We start from the raw sequence: 21,506 nt of genomic DNA, 5'->3' as shown, positions 1-21,506 counted from the left end.
CCTTATTAAGATTATCTCAGTTAATTCTTGCCATGAAAAGATGTCCGAAAATTTTCATGCCTCCCTGTGAACGGAAGGTTCATGAATGTTTATATATAAGATGGAGCGCATATCAGCAATCCACAAAGGTATTATATTTACGGAGGAGGAAAAACGTCATGGAATCATTTCACAACGCTATCATCTGGCTAAACGATTATCTCTGGGGTCCCCCAATGCTCATCTTACTTTTCGGTACGCACTTATTTCTAACCTTTCGTACTCGCTTCATTCAAAAACATATTATTAAAGCCATTAAACTTTCGCTAACGAAGGATACGTCTTCTGAGGGAGATGTAAGCCAGTTCGGGGCTCTCACCACAGCATTAGCGGCAACGATAGGAACCGGTAATATCGTAGGGGTTTCTACTGCCGTAGCTTTGGGAGGGCCAGGCGCTGTACTATGGTGCTGGTTAACGGGAGTTTTCGGTATTGCTACTAAGTACTCTGAGGCACTGTTATCGGTAAAGTATAGAGTTAAGACCTCAGATGGGACAATGCTTGGTGGACCTATGTATGCCTTGGAAAATGGTCTGGGTCAAAAGTGGCTGGCGGTATTATTTTGTATTTTTACAGCGATTGCGGCTTTTGGAATTGGCAACACGGTTCAAGCTAATTCGATAGCCACTATGGTCCAAGAAAGTTTTAATATTTCACCTTATTACACCGGTGGTGTTATGGCAGCTCTCACTGGCTTTGTTATTATCGGCGGAGTGAAATCAATCGCGCGAGTGTGTGAAAGACTTGTGCCTTTTATGGCTATATTCTACGTAATTGGTTGCATCATTATCTTAGCTCTAAATGCTTCATTTGTAGTACCTGCAATCAGCCTGATTTTTAAATCTGCCTTCACTCCTCAAGCAGCTGGGGGTGGATTTATCGGAGCTTCTATCATGATGGCAGCACGCTACGGTATTGCCCGAGGGCTGTTCTCCAATGAGTCAGGATTAGGGTCGGCTCCAATTGTGGCAGCAGCGGCTCAAACTAGAAATCCAGTTCGCCAAGCTTTAGTCTCTGCAACCGGAACTTTCTGGGATACTGTTGTGGTCTGTGCAATGACTGGAATCGTTGTAGTTAGTAGTATTATGAGTAATCCTGCTGCCACAGAAGGATTAAAAGGTGCAGCGCTAACGAAAATCGCCTTTGCTCAAATACCCGTAGTTGGCCCCATTGTTTTAACAGTTGGGCTTTTAACCTTCGTGTTTTCAACGATCCTCGGCTGGTCCTATTATGGGGAAAGAGCCATTGAATACTTGTTTGGAAAGGCTGCAATTATGCCATACCGAGGGGTCTGGGTACTTGCTGTATTCCTAGGGTCCATAATGACTCTTCAACTGGTCTGGGATATGGCAGATGCTATGAACGCATTGATGGCTATACCAAACCTCGTTTCCCTGTTGCTCTTAAGTGGAGTTATCGTCTCAGAAACAAAAAAGTATCTGTGGGAGGATAATTTAGACGAGGTTTCAAAGGATCCCATTCCGGTTGTTAAAAAGTAACATTCTGAAACACTAATTCTAATACTATATCTTACTCAAAAAACGACCTTTAAGGTCGTTTTTTGAATTGAGTGCACTTTAATCAATATATATTCGTAAGAGCCCGTCATACCAGGGGAGTATCCACGGATCTTATTTGAGCCGTGTGCTGAATAGTGTTGCAGCCACTCAATATTGCATTATAAAAACGTTCAAGTAGTTAATGACTTAACCGGCCAAGGAAAGTTTGAGTGCGGGTTTCTTGAGGGTTTCCAAAAATCTGAGTAGGTGAGCCTTCCTCTACGATCCGGCCTTCATCAATGAAAATTACCCTGTCCGCGACTTCCTTGGCAAACCCCATTTCGTGGGTTACGACAACCATAGTCATTCCGTCTTCGGCTAACTGCTTCATAACAGTAAGAACTTCCCCAACCAGCTCTGGGTCAAGGGCTGAGGTGGGCTCATCAAAAAGCATTATTTTTGGATGCATAGCTAGTGCACGCGCAATGGCAACTCTTTGGCCCTGTCCACCAGACAATGTTCCAGGGTAACAGTTCTGTTTATCGAAAAGTCCCACCTTAGAAAGTAATTCCTGGGCATCTTTGATTGCATGGCTCTTTGGTCGATTAAGAACATGAACAGGTGCTTCGATGATGTTTTCCAAGACTGTTAGGTGGGGAAACAGATTGAACTGCTGGAATACCATACCAACTTGACGACGAATTTGTTTCAGATTTTTTGAGTTCCTTTCCAACGGGACGCTATCAATCAATATTTCCCCCGAAGTTAAGGCCTCAAGCCCATTTAAACAGCGCAGAAAAGTGCTTTTTCCCGAACCACTTGCTCCGATCAGTACTACAACCTCACCAGGAGACACTGTAGCATCTATACCGTTTATAACCCTATGATTGCCAAAGTCTTTAACTAAAGAGTTTACATTGATCATAGACTTTTCATGTATTTTAGTTAATTCCATTATCAACACGCCCTTGTCCTATTTTCTTTAGATAATCTCCATTCTAGGCTGCGTAATACTGCTGATATAACGGTTGTCATCAGCAAATAGAAGAGAGCAGCGGTAGTGTAGAACTCCAAAGAACCAAAAGTAACACTGGCAAAACGTTGCGAAGTTTGAAGGAGTTCCGACATAGTGATTACTGAACATAGCGATGAATCTTTCAAAGAGATGATAAACTGATTGCCTAATGAGGGAATTGAAATTCGTAAGGCTTGCGGAAAGATAATTCTGCGCAGGGTTAAGATTTTTCCCATTCCAAGTGATAAAGAAGCTTCAGTCTGTCCTTTTGGAATTGCTTCTATTCCACCCCTAAAAACCTCTGCCAAATAAGCTCCACTGTTAATTCCCAGTCCTAATACCGAAGAAGCAAAGGCACTTAAGGTAATTCCAAGTTGTGGCAAACCAAAATAAATGAGAAATAGCTGAACAAGCAAAGGGGTTCCTCGAACCAGCCAAATGTAAAAGTGAGCAACATATCGCAGAGGGGTATGAGATATCTTTAAAAGTGCAGCAATTAGGCCAATAAAGATACCAAAAGCAATTCCTAGTACAGCAAGTTCTATAGTCAGACCTGCTCCCTGCAATAAGAAGGGAAGATATTTAATGATGATACTAAAATCGAGATTCATAAAACCAATGCCTCCAGTCTGATCAATGAACACCCCTTTGCCAAATATGTCTAATCTTAAGCTCCTAACTATATGTGGTAAGTTAGTTGAAATATCTGCTACGAGCCCGCTATTTAGATCTAATTAGCTTTAACGGATATCTTGATTGAAATACTTTTCACTAATCTGTTTATAGGTTCCATCATCCATCATTTCCTTGAGAGCGTTGTTTACTGCTTCAAGCAATTTTGGACTGTCCTTACGAATTGCTATACCCATTTTTTCTACATATAATAAATCTCCGACCAGTTTATACGGATAACTATTCTTCTTAATTGCATTTAAACCAACTATTTTGTCGGTAATCACGGCATCAACTCTTCCGTTAAGCATATCGTTAAAGGCATCCGGGTCTCCTTTGTAGGTATTTACAGTAGCACCCAATTCCCGTGCTTTCGTTTCAAATGTAGTGCCAAGCACAACCCCAACCTTTTTGCCCTTAAGATCGGCGGATCCACTGATGTTTGAGTCGGAGGGCACAATAATTTGAGCTCCTGATCGATAATAAGGTGTACTAAAATTTACTTTCTCTAGCCTTTCATCTGTGATGGCCATACTTCCCAAAATCATATCAAATTTGCTTGTTGTTAATCCGGCGATAATTCCATCCCATTCAGTTGCGATAGGGTCTGAGTTTACATTAATTCTTTTGGCAATTTCTTGCCCTATTTCCACATCAAAACCTGTAAGCTTATTCTGCTCATTAAAAAAATTGAAGGGTGGATACTGCCCGCTCATAGCAAAGGTTATTTTGCCATTAGCCTTAATCCGATCTAAGGTTGCCGTAGGGGTTGTGTCGGAATTACTTTTCGATGCATTACAACCAGTAATTACCAGTATGGCTATTGTAAAAAGGACAAGCGCTCTAATCTTTTTCATTCTTTCTACCTCCTATGTACCTTTTGATAGGGATCATGTATTACTGCTTTTTATAAGAGCAATGGAACCACCTCCAAATGAAACTGAGCAATCATAGATTTACTCCAACATACAACTTATAAGAAAATAATAAGTTGTTAGTGCCTTAGTATACCATACAATACGATTTATGACCAATAATTGTATATTTTTAGCTTCAAAATTCTACAAATCTTTTAGTTGACAATTATCTACAAACAACTTATTCTATTACTGAAAGTTGTCAGTAGTTTGTTTTTTTGGCGCTCACTTTCTATGTTTTAACCGAAGCCTGAGCTATCCTGTAATAACTTTCGGGTAACCAGACGAGGAGGTAGAAGAATGAATAAGCAACGGGAAATGATATGGCCCAATATCAATGACAGCCTATGGAATGATTGGAATTGGCAAATGTCCAATCGAATTACGAATCATAAAGAATTACTTGAATCTATGTCGCTTCCGGCAGAGGAGGCTGATCAAATTCGGAAGTGTCTGGAAAATTTTCGTATGGCAATTACTCCATACTACTTTTCACTTATGAATCCACAGGATCCAACCTGCCCTATCAGAAAACAAGCAATTCCTTCAATCCTGGAATTAAACAAGTCCTCCTGTGATTTAGAGGATCCGTTACATGAAGAAGCTGATTCTCCGGTGCCAGGATTGACACACCGTTATCCTGACAGAGTATTACTCTTGGTAACAGATCAATGTTCAATGTACTGCAGACATTGCACCCGAAGAAGAATGGCCGGGCAAACGGATAAGGCCTTGCCCTTAAATCGGTTTAAGCTTGCCCTTGAATATATTCGTGCCAACTCACAAATTCGAGATGTTTTAATATCAGGTGGAGATCCCCTTACTTTGTCGGATGAACGTTTAGACTATATACTTTCTAATCTTAGTTCGATTCCCCATGTTGAAATTATCAGGATTGGAACGAGAACTCCGGTAGTCCTTCCTATGCGAATTACAGATCATCTCATCGAAGTTTTGCAGAGATATCAACCGATTTGGATCAACACACACTTTAATCACCCTCAAGAGCTTACTCTTGAAGCACGAAATGCTCTCAACAAACTAGCTAATTCTGGTATACCTCTTGGCAACCAATCGGTTTTACTTAAGGGGATCAACGATTGTCCAGTGATTATGAAAAAGCTGGTTCATGAACTGGTCAAATGCCGGGTTAGACCTTATTATTTGTATCAGTGCGATTTATCTCGTGGTATCGAACATTTCCGTACCTCTGTCAGTACCGGCATAGAAATCATAGAAATGCTTAGGGGACATACCTCTGGTTTCGCAGTCCCAACATTTGTTGTTGATGCACCGGGAGGCGGAGGAAAAGTTCCCCTACAGCCAAACTACTTGATTTCTCAATCCAATGACAAAGTGATCCTACGCAATTATGAAGGGGTCATTAGTGTATATCAGGAACCTGATGACAAAGAAAGCCGTTGCAAGACATGCTCAAACTCCTGTATCAGTACGAAAAATCACAAGATTGGCTTGGTTAAGCTTCTAAAGGGTGAAAGGATTAGCCTTACGCCTCAAGAGAATAGCAGAGAGCAGAGAAGAAAAAAAGTTTCCAGTGGAGGTAGTAAAAATGCTTAGTAAGATGAGCCCGGTAAGTTCCCCGAGTCACATTATCGTGGATGAAAGGAATAAACGGCTGGTTGTTAACGGCTATTTACGAGGAATAAAGCCAGCTTTCTTCAGCAGAGAATTGATTGAATTAGCGGTCAATAAGAAGCTGGAAAAAATATGGCTTTGGGCCTTACCCGCTGATGTCCCAGAATTTCTAGGATTCGGCTTTCGTACAGAAGGAAGTCTTTTCAGAGATAATTTTGAGGAGTTTGCTATTAGCATGGCCTACTATGTAAATCCTGTTAGGGCGTTTTCCGATAAATTACAGACCGAAAACGATATTGTTGATAGTGTTCGGACTGAACCTATCCGACGTCTGACAGGTTTGTCCGAAGGAATAAGGTTGAAACTCCTAAATCAATCCTTTGCAGAACAAATATCTGAATTATTAACCCGTGTCTTTGAAAGTTATCCCTCTCCTGTGGAAGACTCTCAATATATTCGATCGTTAATAAAAGATGGTAATATTTTTGCTGGGGCGTTTATTGAAAAGAAGCTGATCGGTGTTGCTGCTGCGTATCCGGATAAAGAATTAAATCGTTGCGAGATGACGGATTGCGCAACGTTAGAAGAGTATAGAGGAAATTCCCTAACAGAACGTTTATTGGGCATTTTAGAAAATGAGGTACTAAAGCATCAAACATTAAACCTATTTACTCTTGCACGAGCACAATCTTATGGAATGAACAGAGTATTTCACAAACTAGGATACAGATATCAAGGCCGTTTAATAAACAACTGCGATATTGCTGGTTCTTTTGAAGACATGAATCTTTGGGTTAAATAAGGCAGATTATGTATCATAGAATTGTAGTTCCGGTGGATTCCGCTGGACATTCCAAAAATGCCTTAATCCATGCAATAAAGTTAGCCAAACAAACTGGCTCTAAGCCCATTGCTATTTATATAAACCCCATCATTCCTCTATACTTGAATTTTGGGTTAGGGCCTGAAAGACAGTATGTGCCTTTCGAAAAAAGTAATGCCCTAGATATCCTAAAGGATATAATGGTGGATATAGGTCATCCACCTGACGCTATTGATAGAAGAGCTGCAACGGGTGATCCGACCACTTTAATCATTAAAATGGCGGCAGAGGAAAGAGCAGATCTTATTATAATGGATAATAAACTATTTGGTCGGCTAGCTGGATTTAGAGGTATAAGCAATTCGGTCATTAAATACGCCACTTGCCCAGTTCTTGTCGTAAAATAACGAGCAAGAAAGGAAGTTAAAGATGATTCTTTGGCTTCCTTTCATTTTTTGGTCATGGTAATATATAGAAAGGATGGCCGGAGAAAAAACTCTCATGCAAGCTTAAGTGGGTAGATTCTCACTAAGTATCCTTGGCTATTGACAGTATGAGTGACTGGATGAGGGTTGTTTGATTATAAGGAGGACGAATTCGTGGAAACGTTGGAAAGTCATTTCCACAATTGGCTTGGCGTTGTTTTTTTTATCGTATTATACAGTTTTGTGCTCCTATTTATCCCTTTTTACCGAAAGATGGACAAAAAACCAGCTGGTACTTATTTAGCATTTATTATAGCGTTTGCCATCGAAATGCATGGGATTCCTTTTAGTATGTATGTGATTTCTTGGATCATTGGGAAGAAACTACCTGAAGGCATTCTTTGGGGGCATACATTTGTTTCCACAATTGGATTTTGGGGTATGTATATAAATATTACCTGTGTAATTATTGCTTTGCTTCTAATCTTAAACGGTTGGTACAATATATATAAAAGGTACTGGTCAAAGGACGCTGGAAAGGGTTCACTTGTGACAAACGGAGTGTATAGGTATATCCGTCACCCACAATATACAGGACTCCTGCTATTATCCTTGGGGATGATTGCTGAATGGGCAACGTTACCAATGCTCTTGCTCTATCCAGTAATGATAGTTATGTATGTACGCCTTGCAAGGAGAGAAGAAAAAGATATGCTTGCTGAATTTGGGGACGAGTATTGGAAATATATGAAACAAACCAAGATGTTCATTCCTTTTATTATATGATCATTACTGATGCTCCAAAGTCATGTGATATACTACAAGTACATTGGAAATAAGCTTTGGAGAGAATTATTTTGAAAGAAAAGCTCAAGCAACTTCCTCAAAGCCCAGGGGTTTATATGATGTACGATTCATTGGGGAATATTATTTATGTCGGTAAGGCTAAAAATTTGAAAAGCAGGGTATCTCAGTATTTCTATGACCAAAGGGATAGGGATCCGAAGGTCGCTGATATGATAAAACATATACATTCATTTCATTATCAAATTACTGATACAGAATTAGATGCCTTCATTGAAGAGTGTCGTTTAATTAAGGAACTCAAACCCCGTTATAACAGTCAGATGAAGAATAACAAAAAGTATATTTACTTAAGAAATGCCGATGAACAATACCCTCGAGTGACAGTAACTAACGAAATCCTGGATAGCGGATCATACTATGGTCCGTTTACCAGTCCTCAAGGGGTAGAGAATGTAATTAGGCATTTAAATGACTTTTATCCCTTGCGAAAATGTCTTACTCCTAAATTAGTCAAGAGACATAACGGTTGCCTCTTTATGCAATTAGGTTCCTGTCTGGGTGTTTGCACCGGGCAGGTAAAAACTGAAGAATACTGGACATACATTGAAAAGATTCAGCAACTTCTGAACGGAAAGGATCAATCAGCCATCCGGAATTTGGTAAAGAAAATCGATATAGCGATAGAGAATCTTAAATTTGAAAAAGCGTCCGAATATAGAGAGTATTACAAAGGTCTTAGACATGTTATTAATAAGCAGCGCCTGGTTAACCAGTCAAGTAAAAATAGAAATATCTTAGCAGTAGAGTTGATGGGCAGATCACAGGCCAAATTATTTTTCATTAAAGGGAATCGGCTTCTAAGCGGAAAAGTTATTAGTACCCAAATAGATAAAACAGAAATGAAGCAAGCCTTTTTGCAAATAATCAGAAAGGGGTACCTCACAACAGAACTCCAAGAAGATTATAAACTGACTGAGAGAGATATTGATGAGGCACAAATAATTTTCTCTTATCTTAAAAAAAATAGGAAACAAGTTCTTACATTTTCGATTCCAGTAGCAAAATTGAAAAGTGAAAAAGCTTTGGAAACCTCCGTCCAGAAGATAATTGACCAGATCACTCAAAGAATAAATTAAGCTGCCTTTTCTAATGATAGCTTACAGTATTTATTTGCAAAAAAAGGGTAATTTAAATGATTCAAATTTAGCATTAGGTTGCACAGTCATGACTAATATGCTATATTAGTATAAGGAAATTTGTAGTCTTGATGGTAAGGAGTGGGTTCTAACCCGCTCCTTCGTTTGTCCAATTCGTAACGTTGGTATAACTTAAGGACATCTTCGTAAGACTATAGGAAAATGTCCATACGTTGCGTTTAAAGGAGAGAATTCATATGAGTGAGGCAATAGAAAAACAAATTGGTTCTATGGTTGAACCTCTTATAAAAGAAAAGGGCCTGGAATTGGTCGATGTAGAATACTTAAAAGAAGGTGCACATTGGTATCTGCGTCTTTATATAGATAAAGAAGGCGGTGTGGACATGGACGATTGTTCGGCTATCAGTCACGTTGTGAGTGAAATGCTTGATCAGAAGAATCCTATCCCTCAAGCCTATATGCTGGAAGTGTCTTCTCCTGGACTGGAACGTCCTCTTAAAAAGGAAGAGGACTTTGTTCGTTTTCGGGGAAGTATGGTCATGGTTCATACAACATCATCCTTTAAGGGGTTTAAAAAGTTTTCTGGAAATCTTATTGGACTAATCAATGATGAGATCGTTTTAGAATACAATGATGAGCATATTGCCATTCCACACAATTTAGTTAAGAGAGCCCATTTGGCACTGGATTTTTGAGTTCTAAGCACAACAGAATAAGGAGGAAAATTGAAAAATGAATATGGAGTTCATCGAGGCCCTTCATGAATTAGAAAAAGGACGGGGAATTTCTGCAGAAATTCTATTTGAGGCAATTGAGGCAGCACTGATTTCCGCATACAAGAAGAATTTCGGATCATTGCAAAATGTGCGAGTTCTGATTGATCGTTTAACCGGTGAGTTTAAAGTTTATGCCCGAAAAACCGTCACAGATATCGTGGAGGATCCTCGGACTCAGGTTGGTTTGGCAGAGGCTCGTAATCTTGATCCTAATTACCAACTAGAAGACATTGTTGAATACGAAGTGACCCCTCGTGAATTTGGCCGAATTGCAGCTCAAACAGCAAAGCAGGTCGTCGTTCAACGCATAAGAGAAGCAGAACGCGGTATGATCTATGATGAATTTGTCAATCGTGAAGGGGACATTGTTACCGGAGTTGTCCAACGGTATGAGCAAAAAAACGTCATTGTTGATTTAGGAAAGGTGGAAGCTGTACTTCCTGCTCAGGAACAAATACCTGGGGAGGAATATCAGTCGTTTGAGCGCATTAAAACTTATGTCGTAGAGGTGAAAAAAACGACAAAGGGACCTCAAATAATGCTTTCACGGACACATCCAGGGTTGATAAAACGTCTATTTGAGCTTGAAGTTCCAGAAATTCATGACGGAATTGTTGAAATAAAAGGAGTCTCACGTGAAGCTGGAGCGCGTTCCAAAATTGCTGTTCATTCACGTGACCAAAATGTTGATCCTGTAGGGGCATGTGTTGGCCCTAAGGGAGTACGTGTGCAGACCATTGTCACAGAATTAAAAGGAGAAAAGATTGATATTGTAAATTTCTCAATTGATCCTCAAGAATTTGTGGCTAATGCCTTATCTCCCGCAAAAGTATTACAAGTCTATCCAAAACTCAATGAAAAAGTTGCTATTGTAGTAGTTCCGGATTATCAGCTTTCATTAGCAATTGGTAAAGAAGGGCAAAATGCACGTTTGGCGGCCAAGCTCACCGGTTGGAAGATTGATATAAAAAGTGAGTCACAAGCAATTGCCCACAATATCATTCCTCAAGGGCAACAAGAGTATGAGACCTACGCCGAGTACGGTGAATATGAAGAGTACTCAGAATATGATGAGTACGTAGATTCCGATAATTATCAAGAATATCAGGAAGAACAAGAGTATCAAGAGGATATAATTAATGGGGATCCTAAGCCAAAAGCTGACAATTACGTTGAAACATATGAAGAAGAACTTCTTTCAAATGATGATGATTCTTTAGTGTTAGAAGATCTCCCAGAGGATCTGGACACCTTGCTTGGCTCAGATGAGCTTCCCGAAAAACCCAAAGGGAAGGGGTGAGGGGATGAAGACACGAAAAGTTCCGATGCGGATGTGCTTGGGGTGTCAAGAAATGAAGCCTAAGAAAGAGCTTTTGCGAGTAGTGAGAACTCCAGAGGGGGTTGTGGAATTAGATCCGACTGGAAAACGGAATGGCCGTGGCGCTTACCTTTGTCCAAACTCAGTCTGTTTTCAAGCCGCTGTTAAGGAGCGCCGCTTTCGTAAAGCTTTTGGAGTCGACGTGGATCCTGCAGTTTTCGCGAATTTAGAAGGGAAAATAACTTCTTGAATACACGTATAGAATCATTAGTAGGAATTGCACGACGAGCTGGAAAAATCGCTTCCGGAGACGCTCAAATTGAGGCCATGCTTAAAAAACGAAAAGGGTTTCTCTTAATTATTGCGGACGATGCCCACGGAGCACAAAAAAAGTATACTCAATGGGCTAATGATATAAGACTACCGGTGTTAATCACTGGTACAAAACTAGAGCTGGGATGTTCTATAGGACTTTCGCCGCGTTCAGCAGTGCTTATTTTGGATCAAGGGTTTGCTAAGGCTATATTACTAGCAAGGAGCTGATGCTTGGAGCGTAATGTGGGAGCCGATTATGTGGGGGTGGTTAAATGAGTATTCGTGTTCATGAATTAGCAAAAGAATTAAATTTTAGTAGTAAAGAAGTGATGACAAGACTCTTGGCTATGGGAACTGATGTAAAAAATCATTTAAGTACAGTCGATCAAAAAGACGCAGATCGCTTAAGGAACCAACAGAAAGGAAAGGAGACAGTTTTGGAGCATTCTGAACACAAAAATACTGAAGAAACAAGACCAATGACAACTGAATCAGTACAAGATGGAGAGCTGAAAGATCCCCGTTCAGCAATTGAAAGGCAGCCTCAAAGTGCTCGCCCAGAAATTGAGGGAGGACGACGTCCAGGAGCCGAAGGGCGTCCACAAGCCCCAAGGCAAGGAAATCAAGGACAGCCACAAGGTCCTCGACCTGGATATCAAGGTCAGCCACAAGGTTCACGTTCAGGGAGTCAGGGTCAGCCACAAGGTTCGCGACCAGGGTACCAAGGACAACCGCAAGGTCCGCGACCAGGGTACCAAGGTCAACCACAAGGCCCTCGTCCGGGATATCAAGGACAGCCGCAAGGCCCTCGTCCGGGATATCAAGGACAGCCGCAAGGTCCTCGTCCGGGATATCAAGGACAACCGCAAGGCCCCCGACCGGGATATCAAGGACAACCGCAAGGTCCTCGTCCGGGATATCAAGGACAACCGCAAGGTCCTCGTCCGGGATATCAAGGACAGCCGCAAGGTCCTCGTCCGGAATATCAAGGACAACCGCAAGGCCCCCGACCGGGATATCAAGGACAACCGCAAGGCCCCCGACCGGGATATCAAGGACAACCGCAAGGCCCTCGTCCGGGATATCAAGGACAGCCCCAAGGCCCCCGTCCGGGATATCAGGGACAGCCGCAAGGCCCTCGTCCGGGATATCAAGGACAGCCGCAAGGCCCTCGTCCGGGATATCAAGGACAGCCGCAAGGCCCCCGTCCGGGATATCAGGGACAGCCGCAAGGCCCTCGTCCGGGATATCAAGGACAGCCGCAAGGCCCCCGTCCGGGATATCAAGGACAGTCACAAGGCCCCCGTCCGGGATATCAAGGTCAGCAGCAAGGTCCGCGCCCAGGGTACCAGGGCCAGCAGCAAGGTGCTCGTCCAGGAATGCCTCCGCGTGCCGGTGGGGGTGCCCCGCCGTCACCCGTTATTATTGAACAAGCGAAAAGGCAGATGCCTGCAAATAAAAAAGCCCAGGATAAGGCTTACGAACGAAAAAGAGAAATAGAAAAAGAAAGAGAAAATGCAATTCGGTCACCCCATAGACGTCCACAAAAACATGTCAAAAAAGAAGTTAAGGATACAACGCCGAAGCACATTGTGATACAGGGATCAATATCAGTCCAGGATTTAGCCTCTAAGATGAGCCGTAAAGGCGGAGAACTGATTAAACAGCTTATGAACCTGGGAGTTATGGCTACTATTAACCAGGAATTGGATGTTGAAACTGCAACAATCCTAGCCGGTGAAATGGGAGTGACTATTGAGGTAAAGGCCGAGAAGTCATTGGCTGTTATTGAGGAAATCCAAGATGATCCCCAAGACCTAGTTACCCGTCCGCCTGTAGTTACAGTAATGGGGCATGTCGATCATGGCAAGACCTCTCTCCTTGATGCCATTCGGACGACACATGTAACCGCTTCTGAGGCAGGGGGCATTACTCAGCATATTGGGGCTTATCAAGTTGAAATAAACGGCCAAAAAATTACTTTCTTAGATACACCGGGGCATGAAGCGTTTACATCTATGCGTGCTCGTGGTGCTCAGGTAACGGATATTGCTATCCTAGTAGTAGCGGCTGACGATGGAATAATGCCTCAGACTATTGAGGCTATAAATCATGCTAAAGCGGCTGAGGTTCCTATTATTGTAGCTATTAACAAGATAGATAAAGAGAATGCTGTCCCTGAAAAAGTAAAACAGGAACTAACAGAGTATGGTCTTGTTGTCGAAGAATGGGGCGGAGATACAATTGCCGTTCCAGTATCAGCAAAGAGTCATCTTAACATTGAACAACTTCTGGAGATGATTTTGTTAGTCGCAGAAGTTCGCGAGTATAAAGCCAATCCAAATCGTCCGGCTGCCGGCAATGTTATCGAGGCCGAACTGGATAAAGGGAAGGGGCCGGTAGCAACAGTGCTCGTTTCCAAAGGAACGCTTAATATTGGCGATGTCGCAGTGGCCGGTTGTGCATATGGTCGGATTAAGGCTATGTTGGATGAAAAAGGCCGACGTGTCAAAAAAGCTGGTCCTTCAATGCCTGTAGAGGTACAAGGCTTATCCGAAGTTCCCGAAGCTGGAGAACCATTCTACGTTGTTGCTGATGAAAAATTAGCTAGACAGATAACGTCTGCTCGAATTGCAGTGCGTAAAGTAGAAGAGTCTAAACAAAGTGTTGCTGTGAAAGTTAGCCTTGAAGACCTTTTTGATAAGATTAAAGAGGGTGAAATTAAAGACCTCAATATTATTATCAAAGCAGATGTACAAGGATCAGTCGAAGCTTTAAAGCAATCATTATTACGACTTTCAACAGGCGAAGTAAGAGTTAATCCAATCCATGGCGGAGTCGGTGCAATCAATAAAACAGACATTATGCTGGCCTCAGCTTCAAACGCAATTATTCTGGGCTTTAATGTACGCCCTGATGCCAATGCCAAGGCAACAGCTGAGTTAGAAGGGGTAGATCTGCGCCTGTACAGAGTTATCTATGACGCCATTGAAGATGTTAAAGCGGCAATGACCGGTTTGTTAGACCCATCCTTCAAAGAGGTTGTAGTGGGTAAGGCAGAAGTTCGTATGGTCTTTAAAGTTCCAAAAGCTGGAACTGTCGCCGGTTGTATGGTAACTGAAGGAAAAATTATTCGTTCTGCTAAAGTTAGAGTTATTCGAGATAGTATTGTCATTCATGAAGGTGTTATGGAATCTCTTAAGCGCTTTAAGGATGATGCAAAAGAGGTTGCCGAAGGTTATGAATGTGGAATTGGAATAGAAAAGTATAATGATGTCAAAGAGGGAGACACTATTGAAGCATTTGTCATGGAAGAAGTTAAGCGAACATTATAGTAATCCCTGGAGGTATTGGTATGTCAAAACATCGATCTAATCGGTTGGCGGAAACACTTAAAGAAGAGATTTCTCAGCTTATTCGTGTAGAGTTGAAGGATCCTCGCATAGGATTTGTAACTCTGACAAGTGTGGACGTTGCGGATGATTTATCACACGCAAAAGTGTATATTAGTGTTTTGGGTACTGAGGAGGAAGGAAATGCGTCATTAGATGCCTTGAATCGTGCGTCGGGTTTTGTTCGAAGTGAAATTGGCAAACGGATTCGTCTTAGGCATGTTCCTTCTATCGTTTTCAAATACGATCCCTCCATTCAACATGGTGCCCATATTGCAAAATTGTTGAAAGATGTTGGAGTATCCGAGGAAACAAGTAAGGAAGAATCCCATGAATGAAAACGCCTACATGGAAGAGTTCGTCGGAGTTCTAAGAAAAGCGCCAAAGGTGGCGCTTTTCTCCCATATATCACCGGATGGGGACTGTATTGGTTCTATGCTGGCCATAGGTCTAGCTTTACAGAAAATGGGCAAAGAAGTAGTGTACTATAATCCCAATCCCATACCAGGAAATTTAGGGTTTTTGCCGGGCTCTAGTTGTATAAGTAAGATCCTTCCAAATCCCCAGCCAGAAACCCTGCTCTTTGTAGATTGTACAGATTTGGGGAGAGTAAATCTCGTGAAATCCGATATCCATAGTAACAGTACAATTCTTAACCTAGATCATCATATTTCAAATCTAAACTTTGGAGATATTAATTGGGTTGATGCTCGAGCAAGTGCAGTAGGAGAGCTGGCCTTAACCCTGATAACTCTGCTGGGTGTAGAGATTGATCTTGACATAGCCACTAATCTTTACACAGCAATTGTGACGGATTCCGGCTGTTTTCAGTATAGTAATACGACAGCTCAGACCCATCGCTTAACAGCCAACCTATTGGATTTAGGGATTGATTTAGCTTCTATTCATCATAATATTTTTGATCAAAAGCCAATAGCACAAGTGAAACTTCTTCAATGTGCCTTAGCTGGTCTTGAAATGTATGCTGAGGGACAATTGGCTTTAATTACTTTGAGCCTTGAGGATTTTCAAAAGAGCGGTGCCGAGCAGGAGTTAAGCGACGGTTTGGTTAATCATGTGCGCAGCATCGCTGGCGTCGAGACCGCGGTACTATTAAAAGAGGTCGGATCATTGGAAGTGAAAGTTGGTCTGCGTTCCAACCTCTGGCTGGATGTCAATAAGATAGCAGCACAATTCGGTGGAGGAGGGCACAAGCGAGCCGCAGGCTGCACCTTAAAAATTCCTCTTATCGAGGCCAAGAAAAGTATTATTGGTGCGATTGAGGAGGCGTTAAGGAGTGGAAGGAATAATTAACGTTCTCAAACCACCGGGAATGACTTCTTCTGATGTTGTGGTTTGGATACGTAGAAATCTCAAGATGAAAAAAGTCGGCCATACCGGAACTCTTGACCCGGGAGTCGCTGGCGTATTACCAATTTGTGTGGGCAAGGCTACACGTTTAGCTGAATACATTACTGATCAAGGAAAGAATTATATTGCCGAAGTAAAGTTTGGGATTACTACGGATACACAGGATGCATATGGTAAAGTAATACAAGAGGCCCTGCCTAGTCTTGACAAGGCCGATTTAGAACGGATATTGCCTGATTTTACAGGGAAAATATCTCAGTTCCCCCCTCTGTTTTCAGCTGTTCGTAAAGAAGGAAAGCATCTTTATGAATATGCTCGGAAGGGAATACCTATTGAGGTTACTCCACGTGAAGTGCTAATTTATAAATTGAACCTTGAGCAATGGTACGAAGGAGAATTTCCCAAGGCTGTCTTAAATATTGAGTGTTCAAAAGGAACTTACATACGGACAATTTGTCATGATCTTGGACAAACTCTGGGCTGTGGGGCCCATATGTCCTATTTAGTACGAGTTCGTTCTGGGTCGTTTAAGATCCAGGAAAGTTGGACCTTAGAAGAGATTGAGGAAGCTGTACGGAACAATGACTATTCATTTATTTTGCCCTTAACTGCTGGGATTGATTTGCCCCGGGTATCATTATCCGAGGTGCGTGCTAATGCTTTTCGGAATGGATTACCAACCAGAAGAGATCAAGTTAATCTTTATGAAGAAAGCAATGAGCCTTACGTGCAGGTAATGGAGCGTGAACAATTGATAGGAATAGGAGTCTGGCGCAAGGAAGCTCTTTACCCACATAAAGTCTTTAAATAATTTTGTTAGAATGCCGTATGCTATTCCCTATATTTAGGAGGTCTAATTCGGTGCAAGTTCGAACAAGTCTGCCTATGGAAAGAGAGCCCTGTGTCTTAGCATTAGGTAATTTTGATGGAGTACATCTAGGCCATCGTAAATTACTCTTGCATGGATTTGAACAAGCGGTAGTTTTAGGCGTGGGGCTGGACGTCTTAATCTTTGAACCTCATCCTTTGAAGGTATTGTTTCCTGAAAGAGGAGTAAAGTTATTGTCTAGTACTCAAGAGCGTTTGCAGTATATGGAGGAACTGGGAGTCCATACTGTTTACCATCTGCCTTTTACCTTAGAAATGGCAAATACTTCACCAGAAGAGTTTGTAGAGAAAATCCTTTTACCCCTAGGTGTTGTGCACGTAGTGGTTGGTTTTAACTATTCTTTTGGTGCTCAAGGCAAAGGGAATCCCGAGTTGCTCCAAGCCTTAGGGCAGAAGCATGGATTCGGAGTCAGTGTACTCCAGGCCCAGACAAAGGATGGTCGCGTGATATCTTCCAGTAGTATTCGTAAAGCTATACTGCAAGGGGATATTCAGCTGGCCAGCTCTCTTCTGGGGCATTTGCCTTGCCTGCGTGGTACAGTTATACATGGGGAAGAGCGTGGGAGGGCACTGGGTTATCCTACAGCTAACATACTTACTTCTGATGATTTTTTAATTCCTAAGCGGGGAGTCTACGCTATTTGGAGCTTAATAGATGGAAGACGTGTCTTAGGAATGATGAATATTGGAATGAAACCAACCTTTCATGAAATGTATGATACGGTGGTCGAAGTCCATTTCTTTGATTATGATGGTAATCTATATGAGAAGGAGATCACTGTGTTCATAGAAGAGCGTTTACGTGATGAACGGAAGTTTGATGGAGTTAATGAACTTTTAAAACAGTTGGACAAGGATTGTTCAACTGCTAAGGCCGTTTTGAATCAAACTAGAGATCGTTAACTATGAGCAAAACTTTACAAAACCTAAATTACAATGTATACTACTTTAGATACTAATAGACCCACTGACTCGGCTTAGCGAGACTCCAACGTAAACCTGGGCAGTCGGGATTGAAAAAAATGGAGGAATTTAATCATGATGACACCTGAGAGAAAGCAAGAGATCATTACAAAGTTTGCCCAGCACGAAGGGGACACAGGATCACCGGAAGTACAAATTGCCCTTCTTACCGAACGGATTACCTATTTAACAGAGCACTTTAAGACTCACAAAAAAGACCATCACTCCCGCCGTGGGCTATTAAAAATGGTTGGATCGAGACGTGCTTTATTAAACTATCTAAAGAATGGTAACTTTGATCGTTATCGTACTATTATTACTGAACTTGGCTTGCGGAAGTAATGAGAGAGGCGGATCTATGGGATCCGCTTCTTTTTATGTGTAATGGGGACGGTCCTTTTAACACACATTATGTGTTAAAAGGACCGTCCCTACGAAAATTAAGTTACATAGTTTTATTTCTGCAAATTGCAGGAAATAATAATAATATGTCGAAGAGAAAACAAGTTAAAAAGGATTTGAATAGATTTAAGGAGGTTCCATTGTGAAACAGGAAATATTAGAAAGGTCACTCTCGGTAGGTGGAAGAACTATGACCTTCCAGACTGGGAAACTTGGTAAGCAAGCGGGAGGTGCCATATTTCTTCGTTATGGAGATACAGTTGTGACTGGATTTGCAACTTGCAGTGCTGTAGCTCGTGAAGGAATTGATTTTTTCCCCTTGACAGTTGAGTTTGAAGAACGGATGTATGCCGCAGGAAAAATCCCGGGCGGATTCATTAAACGTGAAGGAAGAGCAAGTGAGAAGGCAACCCTCTCAGCTCGTTTAATTGACAGACCTATTCGTCCGTTGTTTCCACAAGGATTTCGTAATGAGGTTCAAGTTGTTGCAACTGTAATGTCAGTAGATCAAGATTGTGCAACAGATATTACTGCAATAAATGCTGCGTCTGCAGCTTTAGCCATATCAAACATTCCCTTCGAAGGTCCTATTGCAGCAGTTACAGTTGGACTTGTGGATGATGAATATATTATTAATCCTACCATTGAACAGGGCGCTAAAAGCCAAATGCATATTACAGTTGCAGGGACGCAAGAAGCAATTATGATGGTAGAAGCCAGTGCCCATGAAGTACCAGAAGATAAGATCCTGGATGCCATTATGTTTGGGCACGAAGAGATTAAAAAAATTGCCAAGTTCATTGAAGAATATCGAGAAGAAGCTTTTAATATGGGTTTGGCAAAAGAAAAACTTCAAGTGACAATAGTGGGTTACCCTGAAAACCTTGTCCAGGCTGTACGCGACTTTGCTTACGATAAATTAGATCAGGCTGTACGAGTAGAAGAGAAGAAAGCTAGAGAGAATGCAATTGACGGAGTTAAAGCTGAAACTCTAGGCCATCTTGAAGCAGAGTTTCCTGAGGCCTCAAAGGCAATCTCAAATATTCTAGAGGACATTGTACATCAGATTGTCCGAAAATTGATTACCCATGAGCAAATTAGGCCGGATGGTCGAGCAGTGGATGAAGTTCGACCAATTAGTGTCGAAGTAGGTATTTTACCCCGTACACATGGGACAGGCCTCTTTACACGTGGACAGACTCAAGTGTTAACAGTGGCAACCCTAGGTGCGGCTAGAGATGAGCAAATTCTCGATGGTCTGGGTTTAGAAAGATCAAAGCGGTATATTCATCACTATAATTTCCCCCCTTATAGTGTTGGGGAGACTAGGCCTATGCGCGGACCGGGACGAAGAGAAATTGGTCATGGTGCATTAGCAGAGCGTGCTTTAATTCCGGTGCTTCCTAACGAGGATGATTTTCCTTACACGATTCGTTTGGTTTCAGAGGTTTTAGAATCTAATGGATCAAGTTCCATGGCTTCCGTATGCGGTAGTACTCTGTCATTAATGGATGCCGGTGTTCCTATTTCGGCACCTGTAGCAGGTATTGCAATGGGACTTATTAAGGAAGATGATCAAATTGCTATACTGACAGATATCCAGGGTTTAGAGGATCATTTTGGAGACATGGATTTTAAAGTTGCTGGAACAAGCAAAGGGGTAACCGCTTTGCAGATGGATATTAAGATTATGGGTGTGTCAAGAGAAATCCTTTTAAAAGCCTTAACTCAAGCTAAAGCTGGGCGACTTCATATTCTTGATAAGATGCTAGCTGTTATGGATAAGCCACGCCCACAGCTTTCTGCTTACGCACCAAGAATTATTACCGCGACGATTCATCCAGATAAGATTCGTGAGGTTATTGGACCCGGAGGTAAAACTATCAAGAAAATCGTCGAGGAAACAGATGTCAAAATCGATATCGAGGATGATGGACGAGTCTTCATATCTTCAGTTGGCGGCGATGGCGGAGAGAGAGCCTTAAAAATAATTCAGGCCCTAACCCAGGAAGTTGAAGTAGGTAAGGTATATCAAGGTAAAGTCACAAGGGTTATGGATTTTGGCGCATTTGTTGAGGTCATCCCAGGAGTTTTGGGACTCACTGGCAAAGAAGGGCTAGTTCATATTTCTCAATTGGCTCATGAACGTGTCGAAAAAGTAGAAGATGTTGTAAAAGTTGGAGATGAAATTACAGTTAAGGCTACTGCAATCGATAAGCAAGGTAGGTTGAATCTATCTCGTAAAGAAGCAATACCCCGTAAAGAAAATCCAACCCCGCAAAAATCTTAATAATCTAACCAAATAATCAACGATGATCAGTCTGTGAGTCCCTCCACTTGCATAAATGTTAAAGAGGGGGGGACGCATATGTTCATTAACTTAAAAATCTCGCGACGAATACTCTCGTTTGGCGGGATTTTCTTTCTATTGATTGTCGGAATTGTTGCTGGGCGTTGGGTTGTAGCCTCAAATACACCTGTTCCTAAGCCTATTGACCAAATCAAGACGGATCAGAAAATCATGGCTTTAACGATTAATGTTGACTGGGGAGAAGAATTTATTTCGGCAATCTTAGATGAATTAGAGAAAAATAAGGCTCAGGTAACTTTTTTCGTAACTGGTCGATGGGCTAAGAAAAATCCGGATTTGCTGAAAGAAATTTATAACAGAGGGCATCAAATAGAAAACCATGGGTATTCTCATCCTCATCCGGATCAGCTTTCAGTAGGTTCGAACCAAGAAGAAATCAAAAAAACGGAGAGTATCATCGAAGGAATTATTGGAAAAAAGACTCACTTGTATGCTCCTCCTTATGGTGAGAAGGGAGCGTCCGGACTCAGAGCCGCCCATGACCTGGATTATAAGACAATTCTTTGGACGTTGGATACTGTTGATTGGAGGCCTGATAGTACGCCGGAAATAATTGCAAACAGGATTATTAATCCTGCCATAAGATTTGGAATTAAGCCTAACAAGTCAGGTGCCATTGTTTTAATGCATCCTAAAGCTAATACAGTAAAAGCCTTGCCTGTCATTCTCGAACAACTGGCGCAACAGGGTTATATTTTCCAAACTCTTGATGAGCTAATAACATATGACCAGAGCGGAGATACTACCTCATGAAATAATA

The 21,506-nt window shown here is 41.8% G+C and carries 21 protein-coding genes; 18 read left to right on the top strand and 3 right to left on the bottom strand.

Translation table 11 applies throughout. The features are described 5' to 3' along the window. Positions 1-158: 158 nt before the first annotated feature. Positions 159-1,538, top strand: a complete 1,380-nt coding sequence (locus tag BLS16_RS06625) for an alanine/glycine:cation symporter family protein (protein ID WP_092331448.1) — start codon at positions 159-161, stop codon at positions 1,536-1,538. Between the two features lie 199 nt (positions 1,539-1,737). Here the strand turns inward: BLS16_RS06625 and BLS16_RS06620 are convergent, their stop codons facing one another. The 3 genes from BLS16_RS06620 to BLS16_RS06610 all read right to left on the bottom strand — a co-directional run bounded on the left by BLS16_RS06620 (position 1,738) and on the right by BLS16_RS06610 (position 4,082). Next, positions 1,738-2,463, bottom strand: coding sequence for an amino acid ABC transporter ATP-binding protein (locus BLS16_RS06620; RefSeq protein ID WP_143015514.1), 726 nt, complete (start codon positions 2,461-2,463; stop codon positions 1,738-1,740). A 32-nt stretch (positions 2,464-2,495) separates the two neighbouring features. Continuing rightward, entirely contained in the window at positions 2,496-3,164 is a 669-nt protein-coding gene (locus tag BLS16_RS06615) for an amino acid ABC transporter permease (protein WP_092331443.1), read from the bottom strand. 129 nt (positions 3,165-3,293) lie between these two features. Next, on the bottom strand, positions 3,294-4,082 hold the full coding sequence (locus BLS16_RS06610; protein ID WP_092331441.1) for an ABC transporter substrate-binding protein: 789 nt from the start codon (positions 4,080-4,082) through the stop codon (positions 3,294-3,296). A gap of 360 nt (positions 4,083-4,442) precedes the next feature. On the opposite strand from BLS16_RS06610, the gene kamA reads away from it, so the two are divergent. The 17 genes from kamA to BLS16_RS06520 all read left to right on the top strand — a co-directional run bounded on the left by kamA (position 4,443) and on the right by BLS16_RS06520 (position 21,499). After that, the gene (gene kamA / locus BLS16_RS06605; protein ID WP_092331438.1) at positions 4,443-5,720 is read left to right on the top strand and encodes a lysine 2,3-aminomutase; all 1,278 of its coding nucleotides are present in this window, start codon (positions 4,443-4,445) and stop codon (positions 5,718-5,720) included. After that, positions 5,713-6,540 (top strand): putative beta-lysine N-acetyltransferase, encoded by an 828-nt coding sequence (gene ablB, locus BLS16_RS06600; protein WP_092331436.1) that lies wholly within the window; start codon positions 5,713-5,715, stop codon positions 6,538-6,540. The genes kamA and ablB overlap by 8 nt, the downstream gene beginning before the upstream one ends. 8 nt (positions 6,541-6,548) lie before the next feature. Continuing rightward, positions 6,549-6,968, top strand: a complete 420-nt coding sequence (locus BLS16_RS06595) for a universal stress protein (protein WP_092331433.1) — start codon at positions 6,549-6,551, stop codon at positions 6,966-6,968. 192 nt (positions 6,969-7,160) lie between these two features. Continuing rightward, the gene (locus tag BLS16_RS06590) at positions 7,161-7,772 is read left to right on the top strand and encodes a methyltransferase family protein (protein WP_092331430.1); all 612 of its coding nucleotides are present in this window, start codon (positions 7,161-7,163) and stop codon (positions 7,770-7,772) included. A 71-nt stretch (positions 7,773-7,843) separates the two neighbouring features. Beyond that, positions 7,844-8,929 carry a GIY-YIG nuclease family protein gene (locus tag BLS16_RS06585; protein WP_092331428.1) on the top strand — a complete coding sequence of 362 codons (1,086 nt, stop codon included), beginning with the start codon at positions 7,844-7,846 and terminating at the stop codon, positions 8,927-8,929. A 257-nt stretch (positions 8,930-9,186) separates the two neighbouring features. Next, a complete protein-coding gene (locus BLS16_RS06580) occupies positions 9,187-9,645 on the top strand; it encodes a ribosome maturation factor RimP (protein ID WP_092331425.1) in 459 nt (152 codons plus the stop codon). 37 nt (positions 9,646-9,682) lie between these two features. Next, positions 9,683-11,026 carry a transcription termination factor NusA gene (gene nusA, locus BLS16_RS06575; RefSeq protein WP_092331422.1) on the top strand — a complete coding sequence of 448 codons (1,344 nt, stop codon included), beginning with the start codon at positions 9,683-9,685 and terminating at the stop codon, positions 11,024-11,026. 4 nt (positions 11,027-11,030) lie between these two features. Then, on the top strand, positions 11,031-11,294 hold the full coding sequence (rnpM, locus tag BLS16_RS06570) for an RNase P modulator RnpM (protein WP_092331419.1): 264 nt from the start codon (positions 11,031-11,033) through the stop codon (positions 11,292-11,294). Further along, a complete protein-coding gene (locus tag BLS16_RS06565) occupies positions 11,291-11,587 on the top strand; it encodes a L7Ae/L30e/S12e/Gadd45 family ribosomal protein (RefSeq protein ID WP_092331417.1) in 297 nt (98 codons plus the stop codon). The genes rnpM and BLS16_RS06565 overlap by 4 nt, the downstream gene beginning before the upstream one ends. Before the next feature lie 44 nt (positions 11,588-11,631). Then, positions 11,632-14,694, top strand: a complete 3,063-nt coding sequence (gene infB, locus BLS16_RS06560; RefSeq protein ID WP_092331414.1) for a translation initiation factor IF-2 — start codon at positions 11,632-11,634, stop codon at positions 14,692-14,694. Positions 14,695-14,714: 20 nt separating this feature from the next. After that, the gene (gene rbfA, locus BLS16_RS06555) at positions 14,715-15,089 is read left to right on the top strand and encodes a 30S ribosome-binding factor RbfA (protein ID WP_092331411.1); all 375 of its coding nucleotides are present in this window, start codon (positions 14,715-14,717) and stop codon (positions 15,087-15,089) included. Further along, on the top strand, positions 15,082-16,065 hold the full coding sequence (locus BLS16_RS06550; protein ID WP_092331409.1) for a DHH family phosphoesterase: 984 nt from the start codon (positions 15,082-15,084) through the stop codon (positions 16,063-16,065). Before rbfA ends, BLS16_RS06550 begins: the two co-directional genes overlap by 8 nt. Then, positions 16,049-16,933: a tRNA pseudouridine(55) synthase TruB gene (truB, locus tag BLS16_RS06545; RefSeq protein ID WP_092331406.1), complete on the top strand. Its 885-nt coding sequence runs from the start codon at positions 16,049-16,051 to the stop codon at positions 16,931-16,933. The genes BLS16_RS06550 and truB overlap by 17 nt, the downstream gene beginning before the upstream one ends. A 50-nt stretch (positions 16,934-16,983) precedes the next feature. Continuing rightward, positions 16,984-17,913, top strand: a complete 930-nt coding sequence (locus BLS16_RS06540) for a bifunctional riboflavin kinase/FAD synthetase (RefSeq protein WP_092331405.1) — start codon at positions 16,984-16,986, stop codon at positions 17,911-17,913. Between the two features lie 135 nt (positions 17,914-18,048). Next, the gene (gene rpsO / locus BLS16_RS06535) at positions 18,049-18,315 is read left to right on the top strand and encodes a 30S ribosomal protein S15 (RefSeq protein ID WP_014904408.1); all 267 of its coding nucleotides are present in this window, start codon (positions 18,049-18,051) and stop codon (positions 18,313-18,315) included. Positions 18,316-18,517: 202 nt separating this feature from the next. After that, the gene (locus tag BLS16_RS06525) at positions 18,518-20,665 is read left to right on the top strand and encodes a polyribonucleotide nucleotidyltransferase (RefSeq protein WP_092331400.1); all 2,148 of its coding nucleotides are present in this window, start codon (positions 18,518-18,520) and stop codon (positions 20,663-20,665) included. 78 nt (positions 20,666-20,743) lie between these two features. Then, complete coding sequence (locus BLS16_RS06520) at positions 20,744-21,499, top strand: polysaccharide deacetylase family protein (RefSeq protein WP_092331397.1); 756 nt, start codon at positions 20,744-20,746, stop codon at positions 21,497-21,499. Positions 21,500-21,506: the final 7 nt, after the last annotated feature.

It is taken from the genome of Desulfosporosinus hippei DSM 8344, from assembly GCF_900100785.1.
GTDB lineage: Bacteria > Bacillota > Desulfitobacteriia > Desulfitobacteriales > Desulfitobacteriaceae > Desulfosporosinus > Desulfosporosinus hippei.
The sequence above is the reverse complement of the archived record's forward strand: the minus strand, read 5'-3'. Positions and strand labels throughout refer to the sequence as shown.

What these genes read in the sequence shown, in the direction of transcription:
- rpsO (WP_014904408.1), top strand. Translation starts at nt 18,049, where the DNA reads ATGATGACACCTGAGAGAAAGCAAGAGATCATTACAAAGTTTGCCCAG.
- BLS16_RS06625 (WP_092331448.1), top strand. Translation starts at nt 159, where the DNA reads ATGGAATCATTTCACAACGCTATCATCTGGCTAAACGATTATCTCTGG.
- nusA (WP_092331422.1), top strand. Translation starts at nt 9,683, where the DNA reads ATGAATATGGAGTTCATCGAGGCCCTTCATGAATTAGAAAAAGGACGG.
- BLS16_RS06615 (WP_092331443.1), bottom strand. Translation starts at nt 3,164, where the DNA reads ATGAATCTCGATTTTAGTATCATCATTAAATATCTTCCCTTCTTATTG.
- BLS16_RS06550 (WP_092331409.1), top strand. Translation starts at nt 15,082, where the DNA reads ATGAATGAAAACGCCTACATGGAAGAGTTCGTCGGAGTTCTAAGAAAA.
- BLS16_RS06520 (WP_092331397.1), top strand. Translation starts at nt 20,744, where the DNA reads ATGTTCATTAACTTAAAAATCTCGCGACGAATACTCTCGTTTGGCGGG.
- BLS16_RS06595 (WP_092331433.1), top strand. Translation starts at nt 6,549, where the DNA reads ATGTATCATAGAATTGTAGTTCCGGTGGATTCCGCTGGACATTCCAAA.
- rnpM (WP_092331419.1), top strand. Translation starts at nt 11,031, where the DNA reads ATGAAGACACGAAAAGTTCCGATGCGGATGTGCTTGGGGTGTCAAGAA.
- infB (WP_092331414.1), top strand. Translation starts at nt 11,632, where the DNA reads ATGAGTATTCGTGTTCATGAATTAGCAAAAGAATTAAATTTTAGTAGT.
- rbfA (WP_092331411.1), top strand. Translation starts at nt 14,715, where the DNA reads ATGTCAAAACATCGATCTAATCGGTTGGCGGAAACACTTAAAGAAGAG.
- BLS16_RS06610 (WP_092331441.1), bottom strand. Translation starts at nt 4,082, where the DNA reads ATGAAAAAGATTAGAGCGCTTGTCCTTTTTACAATAGCCATACTGGTA.
- ablB (WP_092331436.1), top strand. Translation starts at nt 5,713, where the DNA reads ATGCTTAGTAAGATGAGCCCGGTAAGTTCCCCGAGTCACATTATCGTG.
- kamA (WP_092331438.1), top strand. Translation starts at nt 4,443, where the DNA reads ATGAATAAGCAACGGGAAATGATATGGCCCAATATCAATGACAGCCTA.
- BLS16_RS06580 (WP_092331425.1), top strand. Translation starts at nt 9,187, where the DNA reads ATGAGTGAGGCAATAGAAAAACAAATTGGTTCTATGGTTGAACCTCTT.
- BLS16_RS06620 (WP_143015514.1), bottom strand. Translation starts at nt 2,463, where the DNA reads ATGATCAATGTAAACTCTTTAGTTAAAGACTTTGGCAATCATAGGGTT.